The sequence below is a fragment of the Psychromonas sp. genome, assembly GCF_983033635.1.
This window is the reverse complement of sequence record NZ_CEZLMY010000001.1, coordinates 73,273-86,085: the sequence shown is the minus strand read 5'-3', so window position 1 is coordinate 86,085 and position 12,813 is coordinate 73,273. Positions and strand designations below refer to the sequence as shown.

Sequence of the window (12,813 nt, the reverse complement as noted above, 5' to 3'; positions counted from 1 at the left end):
AGATGATTTTCCCAGATTCAAGCGGTGAAAACATCTTTGCAAGCAAAGAAGATGATGAGCCTTTAGTTGTACCTATTGCTGTTCCAATGATTGCAGGCCCCGCTGCGTTAGCCACATTACTGGTTTTGGCAAAAACAAATGCGCAACACTCAGGTAAACTGTTTATTTCCCTTTCTCTTGCCTGGACTTTAACTGCAGTCATTCTTCTATTTTCGCCACATTTGTATAATATTTTAAAAACAAAAGGTTTAACGGCATTAGAAAGGCTGATGGGAATGTTGCTGCTTATCATGTCTGTACAAATGTTTATTGATGGAATTAGAGGTTTAATACCCACTTTCGCTTAGCTATTTTTATCAGCAGATAAACGGTAAAGCCAACTGCTAGCGAAGCAGTAAATTTGTCGTTCAGTTTATCGTTTTCTAAGGGGGTTGTGCCTTACACCGAGATAGAACAGCTAACTTACTAGCAAATAAAAAAGGCAGATCTGGAAAATACAAAGTTAATATTCCAGATCTGCCTTTAAATTTTCATTTCGCCGCTAGTCATCAATATTAAGCTTACAGAAGGTCACTGCAAACAGATCAGAAGCTGCTTAATGGCACTTTCCGATCGTTGCCAGTGATATAATTATTACCATCGCCAACCACCGAAAAAACAGTAGTTGCCAGCCCGTGAGCATCCGGTAATTTGATAGCAGCACTGTTAACTGTGATACTGACCTGGTTAGCCGCGAAGGTTAATTCACCGTAACTACTGTCAATCAATTTATTGTCTGTATTGTATGCGCGCACTTCATATAAAACGGTCAATTCCTCAGTGCTTTTCCCGCTGCGAGTAACAATAATATTGGCCGCCTGCGCTTGCGCGTTAACCTCGACCAATTCAGGGAGAAAACCTCTTGCTACTTTGACCCGTACTGGGTTAATGCCGAGCATCAGCACGTTATCGCCATCATTCATGGAAAAAGCTGCAATATAAAAACTGCCGTTACTGTCCCATGAGTCATAACCGGTAATAAAATCTTCCGAAGCTGCGCGTTTATCAAGATCTTTAATATTTGCTAATTCAAATGAGCGACTGCTGGCAATGTCATACTCATAAATAGCATTACGGCTAGAGCCCATATCGCTCATACCAATATAGATTTTCTTCTCGTCTGCCGATAACTGGAATATCCAGGTTTTTGCAGAGCTGCTAAAATCGGGGCGTCCTAAAAAAGTCCAACTGGCAGTAGCATCAGTAAACATGTAAATATTGCCCTGATCATCACTAGTATAAAGTTTTTCATGTTTTCGGTCCCATTGACCAACTTCTAGCGCGTTAGCACCTTGCAGTGCAAACGACGGCAATTCAGCAAAACCTTCAAGCGGATCGTAATACCAGAGATGATTAAAGACACTTTCAGGCTCATCTTGATTCCACTGACGACGCGAAGATCCCCCTGAGATATAAACCCGGCCTCGTGAATCAACCCACATAAAACGATTGCTATAGAAATAACCATTCCATGCTGCAGGGCGACCTAAAACGGTTGTAATGCCTTGTTCAATATCATATTTGACCAGTTTATTTTCGGGAACTGACATGCCGTACATTAGGTTATTTTTGGCATCTTTTTGGATAGTCACAATCTGCAGATGCTCTGCGCCAACACCACTAGCCTCAGTAGCACTTAAATCAAGTAACTCATTATCTAGTTTGTCATAACCATACCAATGAAATCCACGTGTTGATAAATAACTCGTATTCATACCTGATTTATCAAGTGTTGCCACATACACACGGCCATCATGAGCTGTCGGGCGGGTATGAAATTTCTCTGCCGACTCACCAGCCTGCCAGTTATCAGCCTTTTCAGAAGCTGTACGGGCATCCCCCACCCAGCGCACTGTGTTATCACTTTGATGCATACGATATAACATAGAGTTGGCGATATGATCATGACCGGAGATATAAATCTCCCCATCGGAGTCTGACCCTACAGCTAACCAGCATTGATCAGGTCGTTCGCCACCAGGTGCATTTGGTAGTTGCCACACACTGACACCGTCAATGTCACCGAATCTTGCCCGGTCATAGGGCACGCTAATCATTTCTGCTATTTCAGATCCCGCAGAGACTTCATCTGCTTCAGCTACTTGTACTAATTCTGTTTTAGAAGAGCTAACACAAGCCATCAGAGAACATGCCAAGCCAAGCATGGCAAAGCGTCTTAAATTTGTCAGATTAAAATATTCCTGCACGTAATATACCTAATAATAAATAAGATGCCGCTGCACTGCACTCAGGTAAGAACTGCAAAGCATTAAAGCTGATTGCAACTCTGTCCGATTTTGCTTTTATCAGTGCAAACAATGCCGACATAATTAACCAGAAAATAAAAAACCGAGCGACCATCATAGACAGCGCGCTCGGTTTTAACTTATAACCTCAAGTTACAATCGCTTATTCAAGCTACTCGCCCTTATTTTGCAATATTGAAATCAGTGATATAAATCTTATCGCCTGCTGTGCCTTCTTTACCAAAAATAGCAATTTGGTTAATCAGGTTAAGGTTTAACGGCAGATCTGCAATATTGATTGTTACATCTGTCCAACCTGAGTTAACAGTAAGCGACTGCTTAAACTCTGCACCAACGGCTGTTACAAACGCGATTTCATAACTTGAATAGGCGCCATCAGCAGCTATTTTGAAATTAACCGTGCTGTATTTAGCCAGATCAAGATCATATGGCAATACACTGCCGGAAATATCGCCCGCATAAGAAATCACAGTTCCCCATCCAGCACCCTGTGTCAGTTCCATCGCAGTCAAACCATCATAATCAACATCACTGGCAATGCCTGTACCTGTCGACCAGTCATTAATGGTGATATTGCCATCATGCGCAAAATTATTATCATCAACAATAAGATCTACCTGTTCATCAGATGAAGAGATAAATACAAATTTATCGTCTGAGCTGTCTTTAACTGCGCTTGGCATGCCTGTGTCATAGGCAACAAAGTCGGTGATATAGAGCTTTTGACCTGTTATTTCTGGACCAGCTGGGTAAATTCCAAATACTGCAATCTGCATGACATTAGAGAGATCAATACCGAAACTATCCAGATTAAAGTCTATCTCATTCCATTGCGCTTTATCTGCCAAACTAAAATCAAGCTCATGGCTTACTACATTTCCACCACTTTTTGATCCTATATGTAGTTTATATGTTGCGAAATCACCTTGCGCAGCAACTTTCAACTTAATATTGGTATATTTAGAAAAATCGACATCATAATTATCTAGATTGGCAGTTTCACCTGATGTTCCGTCTGAAACATCCCCTTGTAATGCAAGCACAGCACCCCATCCGCCAACGGCAGAAAGCTCCCAAGTAGCTAAACCATTGTAAGTCGTATCAGCAAGCAGTGTTCCGGTACTCCATTCACCAATAATAACATTGCCCACATCGCTATTATCATCTTCATCGACCACTAAACTGCTGGTGACTTCTGCATCAGATGATTTAAAGACAAAGTCGCTCTCTGTTTCAGTATCGACAACAATTTCGCTCTCTTGTGCAAGCGTAAAATCAGTAATATATATTTTTGAAACACTTGGCGTTCCACCAACAGCCATTACGGCAATGCTGTCAATTTCTGATACATTTAATGCGAAATCAGCAAGATTCACAGACAGATCCTGCCATGTGCTTATTGCATCATTAACAGGCAGTACAATCTCTTTACTGACACCATTTGCAGAGACTGCAACTTTATATTCAGTATAGCCGCCGGAAGTGGCCAGCTTTAAGTTCAGGTTGTTAAACAGGTTGAAATCACCAATAATGCCGTTTTGAAAAACCAGAACCGTTCCCCAGTTGCCCTGTTCAGCTGTTTTTGTGCCGGATGTAATTGTCCAGGCATCCAGATCTTCATAGGTTGTATCACCATCAGATGCACTTCCCGTACTCCATTCACCGACTGTGCTCTCTGTAAATTGAATATCGCTTGCTTCACCTGCAGATGAGATCAAAGTAAACTCAGTTGCAGTAAAAGAATCTTCCTCCTCCTGCACATTAACTGTTCTGGTGACCTGACGCGCTGCATTTCCAGCTGCATCAGATACATTATATGTTAACGTATAGCTTCCACTTGCCGAAGTATTGACTGTATCACCAGCAACAGTTGCAACTAAACCTGTATCAATATTATCTGATACAGTTGCCCCGGCGTCTGTGTAGGTAGCACCGAATACGACGGTTACAGAAGCGTCACCATTCAAGGCAATTACCGGAGCTTGTGTATCTACTGTCGGTGCTGGTACTGATTCAGAATCACTACCACAACCTGTCAGCGCCAGAGACAAAGCAGCAACCAGTGCCCCATTAGCTAGCTTAAAACCTTTAATTACTTTCATTTTATCTTCCTTAACTATTGCATTTAAAATAATTTTCAACAAAAAATGGACATATATGCACGCCCAACTTCTTTCTAACAAATAAGCAGCCCCTCATTTAATTTAGAGGAGCTGCACTTAGACTATTAACGAGTCGAAAAAGAGACAGCAGTGCCGCAACTTGCATTGCGCAGCACTCACTGTTACTCGACAGTTTTAACCGTAAAGCCTCCAGGTGCTGCGTTTACCTTGGTGCCGTCACTAAAGGTGATCTCTTTTGCAGCCGAGCCGTAGTTATAAGTGATGTAAGTCGTTTTACCCTCTTTTTCAAAAGCGACTGCCGCCGGGTGATCGGCTGTTAGCGCGCCGGTTCCGGTTTTTAAGTGACCTAACGCCTGCCAGGTATGCAGCCAGTGGTAGGTATGCGCTTTGGTTTCGCCATTTTCAGGCTGGTAGCTTGGCATAGTTACATAATCTGTCATTGCCGCATCAGCATCTGTCATCGCCCATAAGCCCCACCAGATATCGCGCCACTGATCGTCAGCTAAGCCTGACGGTTTACCATTGCTTGACTCAGTTAAGCCAAGTGCCACATAGTCCTGCATATAATCAGCGTATTGCCCCACATGTAATACCAGCGGGTTAAGGGGTAAGCCCTGAATACCTAGAATATGAGCATAAGCACCACTAAACCAAGTTGAGAAGACATGACCGTTGCCCCAGATAATTGAGGTGGTAATGCGCGGGTAGGCTGCCGGGAAGTTATCGTAGTCATCGCCACGATCAGGATAAGCATCAGACTCATTGCGGAAACGATCGATATTATTCCAGTATTCCCAGTAAGCAGTTGTTGAAGAAGCATGCAGATACATCCCTTTTTCAACTAGCTGCTCATTACCTGTGATCATGCCGTATAAGACAATGGCACCATAGGAGTTAGCAGCTTCAGAGGTTGACTCATTGTTGTTACCGTTTGCAAAATTAGCGACACCCGATGCCCAGGAGAAGCCATTGGCAGGATCGAAGTTACGCAGATACGGGAACATAGTGTCATTTTTACTACTCGCGTAATCGCGGATAAGCAGTTCAATCATCGGTCCGTATTGTTCATCACTACACCATGTCGGATCTGTTCTGCAGATTTCAGCTGCAGCGCGCACAAAATAACCGTAGTGAAAATGGTGGTCATTTAATTGCTGGTGCGAGAGGAAAGACTCCTGCATGCCCAATAAGGTGCTCCACTCCTGGTCATAGACAAAATATTTTTCAGTGTCTAAGCTGCCGTTGGTATCGGCGGTAAACCAGTCAGCTAATTCAGTTTTCAACCAGTTGCTGAAAATATCCGCTTCACTGTCCATGCCGATAGAGCGGGCGATAGCGATAATTTCAGCCATTTTTCCATAACTTTTACCCGACCAGTAGGTATCGTTATTTGTTTCACCATTGTCACTAACGTTCCATTTGGATGCACCTTTAGCTGCATATTCTGTGACTAAACTTTTTAATGTGTCTTGGTCAAAATCACCTACCGTTGAAGGCAGTGACGGCAATACCCCTACAAAAGGCATTTCATAGGAAAACTGCGCCGTTTTACTGAATCGAACCATACCGCGAGCACTGCGCACTTTATAAGCTGAGAGTGCTGCATCACTGCTGTTCTTCCAATGCATAGGCTGTAAGCCGGCAATAGTTTCAATTACGGCACCATCCTTGTCCAAGTAGCGGTGAGAAACAGTAACCGAGTTATCACTGCGATCCACGGCGTAATCAATATCTACATTACGCACCACATTACGTGCTGACTGCGCAAAAAAGTCGGCTGTTGTTGAAGTTGGAACTGCGCCGTTATTACCTGGTAGGTAGGCAACCGTCAGTTCGTTAGCGGCATTGCTAACTGTGATCTCATTAGAGCTGCTGTTCGCAAATGTCGTTTCACCTTCACCGGAAATGATAAAGTCATGACGATTTCCGGCAACACTTGTCCAGACACCTAAATGATTGTCTTTACTGTAGAAGGTGCCTTTTTCACCACCATCTTCTCTTAAAGTTTTAATCACCAGTTCACCACGGAACGCTTTAAAGTAAACATAAGGCGAGCCATGCACAAAAGTCCCTTCCATTACCGGTTTGTTGCCGGACTGCCATTGCACTGTCACAGAGCCGTCGCTGTAATCTTTCAAGTAAGCCTGCAGCTCACTGAACTCTGAGTTTGCCACTGCAATACCGTCGAACACTTCACTGAACGGATCCGGTATATTGTAACCATAGCGACTAAATCCAGTGGGTTCATAAGCGCCTAAACCGCTAGGAAGACCTAAAATTCGTACCCCTTTATTGGAAATTCGGGCATAAATCGGATCGGGGGTAATATAAGCGGCATTATTGGGATTACCGACTTCCATCTCACCAAGGAAAGAAATCGAGCCCCACCATTTATGGGTCGGTGTCGGTTGACTGGCTTTCTCACCAATCACTTGCGGATGAAGATAAGTTGGCGCGCCAATTGCTGTGCCGTTATTACAACCGGCAATACCGGGCTCAACAACTCCAGCGCCATGAATCCAGTAACCATAGTCTTCGCTGCAACCATAACCGGCAGGATTAATGCCGTCTGAGATACTGCCCGCCCCGTAGGAGGTGATGTTATAAGTACTAGGATCGGCAGCATTAACCGTCGTTCTTGCAGCAATAACGGGCGGCTCTACAAGATAGCTCTCAGCGACTGCAATAGTAAAGTTATGCGCCTCTGTAAATTCACCGTCACTGTAAGTTAATTTAATAGCAACATCGCCAAGGTTAGCGGTGGTTGGCGTACCGGACAGTAAGCCAGTAGCAGAAAAGTTTAGCCAGGAAGGAATCGAAACCGCACTGTAAGAGATGGTATCACTGCTATTGGCATCAGTTACATTTAACTGGTATCGGTATTCACTGTTGATTTGCGCATTGGTAACAGCTTGACCGTTTAATACAGGCGCAACATTCACTTCAGCAGGCTGAGTGCTGACTGCTATTGTGAAGTTCAGCTGTTTTGTAACAGTACCGTCACTGTAGGTTAATGCGATATTTTCATTGCCGATATGGTCGCTGCCTGGCGTACCGGACAGTAAGCCGCTAGCAGAAAAACTCAGCCAGGCAGGTTTTGTGGTTGCACTGAATGTTATCGGATCATTATTAGCATCAGTCACATTTAATTGGTAACTATACTCGCTTCCAACTTGTGCGCTGCTAATGGGTTGGCCGTTTAATACCGGTGCTGCATTAACTTCAGCAGGCTGAGCGCTGACTGCAAGGGTGAAATCAAATGATTTTGTCTCAGTACCATCACTGTATGTTAGTGATATATTTTCATTGCCGATATTTTCAGTGCTTGGCGTACCGGATAATAAACCGCTATCGGAAAAACTCAGCCAGGCAGGTTTTGTGGTTGCGCTGAATGTGATTGGATCGCCATCCGCATCACTGACCGATAATTGATATTGATATTCACTGCCTTCCTGGGCATTGGTCAGCGGCGCACCATTTAATACTGGCGCGCTGTTTTGATCTACGGGAGGAGTGGTGTTCTCCTGTCCCCCTGAACCACCACAACCAGACAATGGTAACCATGCAAGCGATGTGCTCAACACGATTACTTTCATTTTCATATCCATTTGATTTTCATACCTCTATTACTTTCAGTTTAGAACCGTCAAAAACAAGATTGTAAGCGCTTACTTTTGGCATGTGAAAAAATGGCTAAATAACAGAGCAAGCAAAATATTACGACTTTTAAGTTATCAACCACTTGGATGCGTATTATATAGATTAAAATTCGAGCAAAAAGAGATGATAGTCACACATGTAAGCGCTTTCATGTGAGCTTTACCTCATTTTCAGGCGGTATCTACCTAGCCTGAAATTGCAATAAAAGGTATTAGATAGATGGATAGATAAGAAACTATTTAGCCGTTTGAATTTTCAATAGTTTAAGACAGGAACTGCAGTGACGTGGAAAGTACAAAAATAAAAAACGGCCTTGAATCACAGGGATACAAGGCCGTTTTAGCGCTTCACTTTAATAAGCGTAGCTAGCTGGCGTTATTGAATAAAAGAGATATTTCTTACCTCAATAGTGCCTGCATCTTCAGCTGTGCCGCTGAAATAAAACAGACTTGTCACATCTGTAAAATCAGCTCCGTTTGTATTCAGTTCACTCATCGGAATTGTATAAGTAACAAACTCGCCGGTAAGCGCTCGGCCGCCAGAACCAAATACGACAGAGCTTTTAACTTCTGTTCCGCCGTCAGGCCATTGATAAACGCCCGTGATGAAACCAACATCGATAGCTGTAGTTGTCGTGCCTTTGATATCAAACTGCAGACTGCCGCTTTCATACAAAGATAGGTCTGTAGCACCAGTCGCTTGTAGCGTAACACCAGCACCCCAGCCCCATGCAGCTATAGTTCCACCTGTAGATGGAGGCGTTAATTGAAGCTCGTCAGTAGCTTCACCTAGGAAAGCTGTATCATCCCAACCGTCTGCTCTGAAAGCTTCAGGCAATGCACTGTCGAAAATAACATACTCTTCGCCGCCCGGTACTACAATTACCGGCGCTGAAGGTGGCACAAATACATCGGCCATCATCGCATTCACATCACCGCCATAGCTTTTAGTGATTGCATTACCATCTCGAGTTAAACCGTCAAATGCACCGGCATCAACCAGATCCCAAAGAACATATTTAGCTTTGCCAGCCATATCAATCATACCGAAATGTTTTTCAGGATGAGTTGCCGGATTATCAGTACCTGCTTTCCACTGCTCATCAAACGCTTCAAAGAAGAAAACAGAGGCGCCAAACTCATTTGACCATGCACGCAGCGCATCATGAGAAACTTTTTGTTTATACTCATCTGCTGCAGCTGAGCCTGACTCAGTGAAATCTTCACCACCCGGGCTACCCACAGTTGACCAGCCGGTTTCACCGATATGAATAGGCTTATTGATACCAATACTTAACATATAAGTTTGCGCAGCCGTATACTGCTCAATAACACGCTCTTGAGCTCTTACTAAAGCGGCATCAATTTTCTGTTGATCAGTTAACCCTGCTTCATCGGCAGGTACCTGCCAGAAAGTTGGAGCGTGATGCGTATCATGAAACGGGTAAGTATGCAGTGATATATAATCAACCGCAGCAATTAAAGCATTCAGATCATCGATTTGACTCGTTGAACTTGGATCCGTTGCTGACCAAACCGCATGGTTATCAGAACTGGTGATCCAGATATCAGCAGGAATAGTGCCTGCGTCTTTAAGGTCCTGTAATTCATTAACATAGTTAAGAACAACACTGACCGGAATATCATGTGCCTGCCACTGAACCATAGCTTCATTACCAACCGCAATCACTTTAATGATTTCAGGGTAATCATTGACCATCTGTATTGCAGCATCCATCTCTGCACGGTTCATCACTGTATCTTCAGTGCTATTATCTACTGAACCGGTATAAGAGCCTTGTGCTTGTACCCAAACACCAAGCATTACATACATCTCAAAGTTTTCGTCAGCTTCCATTAACTCATCAATTGCAATTAGTAAATTCGCTGTATCAGGGAAATCTTGCGTATTATAGGTTCTTAGTACCTTGATACCCATAGCTTGCAGAATAAGCATATCTTCTTTAAGTTCAGCGACACTCGGCACGGTAGCATCTTCGCGCGTTGCAGCTCTGTACGCACCGTAAGAGATAGCCTGGTAATCAGGGTTACCTAAGATCGGCTCGCCAGATTTTGCTGTAGGCGCCTCGGCTACTACAGCTTGAGGCTGAAGCCCAACTATATCAACAGGTGGATTGTTATCGTCAGGCGACTCTACAGGCGTATTGGTATTCACTGGTTCATCTCCACATGCAAACATAAATATCGATATGAATGCCGCTAAAAATATTTTGTAACTACTTCTTTTCATTTTACTTTCCTTTTTATTACTAAATTGTTAACACGCCTAATTGATCGACAATTTGTCTTAATAGACTGTCTTTTTACAAATTACTTTTAATTCGACGGACTGTATCGGTAATGAACCTTACACAACGCCAAGTAAGCGCTTTCATTGTGCGATAAAAAAAAGCTATTTGTAATGTTGTTTAATATTATTACCCTGAAGATGCATTTACAACACAACTTTGAAAGCGCTTTCATAAATTAAAAGCCAGCTCTCATTTTTGTCTTTATAGCTAGTTTGACACAGTGCTCTAAAACTTAAAAACAGCTACCAACGACCAGTATCTATCGGCTCTATACTTCGTTGGAAAAAATTACTTTTCAGTAAAATCCGCAATAAAAAAAAGAGTAACGATAAAGTATCGTTACTCTTTTGGCTTATCGCTTAGCTTATACCTAATGGTACAGCACTAGCGGCTATGGTTGTGTAGCAGTTATGGGTCTAGAGATCTAGAGAGAAACTAATCTCAGTCAATAAAATTGTTCCTGTGCCTCCAGGTCCAAATATTGCAAACTGATCTGCTGTAGCTGGTGCAACACCAAAATCACTCATTGGAATACTCATTTGAACCCAACCGTCAGCAAGAGCTGTACCTGTTGTTAATGCGTATGTCATCTCTACTTCAGGAACTTTTACTTTGATATCTGTGAAATCACCTGTTTTTACTTTGAAATTGATACGATCATATTCAGCAAGAGTTCCGGTCGGGATTCCTGTCATTGCCAGTGCTGTTCCCCATCCACCAGTTCCTACCAACTGAATACTTGGCGAATAAGTTGCATCATCTGCATACACTAGATCTTGAGTTGTTCCTGTATCCCATTGGGCTGGTGTGTAATTTATATCGCCAGCTGGCGTTGATATTTGTGCTCCTGGTATTCCTGGAACAACAAATCCTGCTTCAAAAGTAGTTCTTGCTGCAGCTAATGCTGTAACCGCTGCATCTGCTTGCTCTTGAGTTACATCTGCATTATCCACTACTGCTTGTGCGGCATCGATTGCAGTTTGAAGATCAGCTTTTGAAGCATCATATTGACCTTCTGCTGTACCCTCTTCTGCATCATCATACAAGTTCTGTGCTAGTGTTATTGCCGTAGCCAGCGTTGCTGTATCGGTAGGTAATTCCCCTTCAAAAGTGCCAAAATAAACATCATGGAATGTTACTGTTGAAGCGACACTAGTCGTTCCTGCAGCTTCCAACCCACCAAATGCCCCTACAATCTTAAACCTAGGATTTCCTGTAAAAGCACTTCCACTAACATATTTAGTAAATGTTTGCGGAGTAGTTGTTAAATGAGCAATAACATCAGAAGCTGGGCCCGTTGTTCCATCTCCATTTAATTCAATTGCATCAACTCTTACAAGAACATCTCTGTCAACCGTTGAACTTGCGGTAAATTCAAGTTTGTAATTTCCTTCTTCGGTTACTTGAACTTCATTCCATATTTGAGTATCCCATTGCCCACCTACAGTTGTTATTTCAGCAGTAAGTTCTCCGTTTGCAATGGCAACGACAGAATCTTGACCGGTAGAATAGCCCCATGCACCAGCATTAAGTGTCGTATCTGCAAAGTTTCCATTAACTACAAGGTTTCCTAGCGTTGGTACTGAATCAGGATCAAATTCTCCTGTTGCTGTTGCCAGTGCTGCTAACGCTGCATCTGCTTCTGTTTGAGTTAGATCTACATCATCTACTACTAGTTGTGCGGCATTTATTGCTGCCTGATACGTAGCTTTTAATGACTCGTCTGCTCCACCATCGTGCAGTACCTGCGCTGTTGCTATTGCAGTTTCCAATTCTGCTGTATCTGCAGCTACTGCTTCAGCTAACGTTCCAAGATAAAAATCATCCATTGTGATTGTTGAGGCTACACTAGTCGTTCCTTCTGCTTCCAAACCACCAAGTGCTAAAACGATCTTCAGTCTAGGATTTCCTGCTAATCCAAAAGTCTCATCAATCTTCAAAGTACATTCTGTTGGCGTACTTGTTAAGTGACAGATAACATCAGAACCTGGTCCCGCGCCAGCTATTTCAACTCCGTCAACTCTAAATAAAACATCTCTATCAACGGTTGAACTTGCGGTAAATTTAACTATGTAAGCTCCTGCTTCGGTAACTTGAACCTCATTCCATATTTGAGTATCCCATTGGCCACCTATAGATGTCACTTCAGCTGTAAGCACTCCGTCTGCAATGGTAACTGTTGCATCGTCACTGGCAGGAGAAGTCCATACACTATGTGTTCCAGCGTCAGCAAGAAGTGTCGTATCTGCAAAATCGCCATTAACAACAAGATTGGGACCTTCTTCCAGTTCTGGGTCTACTGGATCAGTTGGTGTATCTGGGTCAGTTGGCGTATCTGGATCAGTAGGTGTATCTGGGTCAGTAGGTGTATCTGGGTCAGTAGGTGTATCTGGGTCAGTAGGTGTATCTGGGT

The 12,813-nt window shown here is 43.2% G+C and carries 6 protein-coding genes; 1 reads left to right on the top strand and 5 read right to left on the bottom strand.

All coding sequences use genetic code 11. The features are described 5' to 3' along the window. A partial coding sequence (locus tag AC4GME_RS00320; RefSeq protein WP_490378880.1) for a MarC family protein occupies positions 1-347 on the top strand: 347 nt, incomplete at its 5' end. A gap of 237 nt (positions 348-584) precedes the next feature. Here the strand turns inward: AC4GME_RS00320 and AC4GME_RS00315 are convergent. From AC4GME_RS00315 to AC4GME_RS00295, 5 genes are all read right to left on the bottom strand, one after another. Next, positions 585-2,246, bottom strand: a complete 1,662-nt coding sequence (locus AC4GME_RS00315; RefSeq protein WP_490376174.1) for a hypothetical protein — start codon at positions 2,244-2,246, stop codon at positions 585-587. 221 nt (positions 2,247-2,467) lie between these two features. Next, entirely contained in the window at positions 2,468-4,408 is a 1,941-nt protein-coding gene (locus AC4GME_RS00310) for a DUF5011 domain-containing protein (RefSeq protein ID WP_490376175.1), read from the bottom strand. A 182-nt stretch (positions 4,409-4,590) separates the two neighbouring features. Continuing rightward, positions 4,591-8,025, bottom strand: coding sequence for a glycosyl hydrolase (locus AC4GME_RS00305; protein ID WP_490378879.1), 3,435 nt, complete (start codon positions 8,023-8,025; stop codon positions 4,591-4,593). Between the two features lie 439 nt (positions 8,026-8,464). Further along, positions 8,465-10,339: a glycosyl hydrolase family 17 protein gene (locus AC4GME_RS00300; RefSeq protein ID WP_490376177.1), complete on the bottom strand. Its 1,875-nt coding sequence runs from the start codon at positions 10,337-10,339 to the stop codon at positions 8,465-8,467. A 477-nt stretch (positions 10,340-10,816) separates the two neighbouring features. Further along, positions 10,817-12,813: carbohydrate binding domain-containing protein (locus AC4GME_RS00295; protein ID WP_490378878.1), on the bottom strand; the 1,997-nt coding region annotated here is incomplete at its 5' end.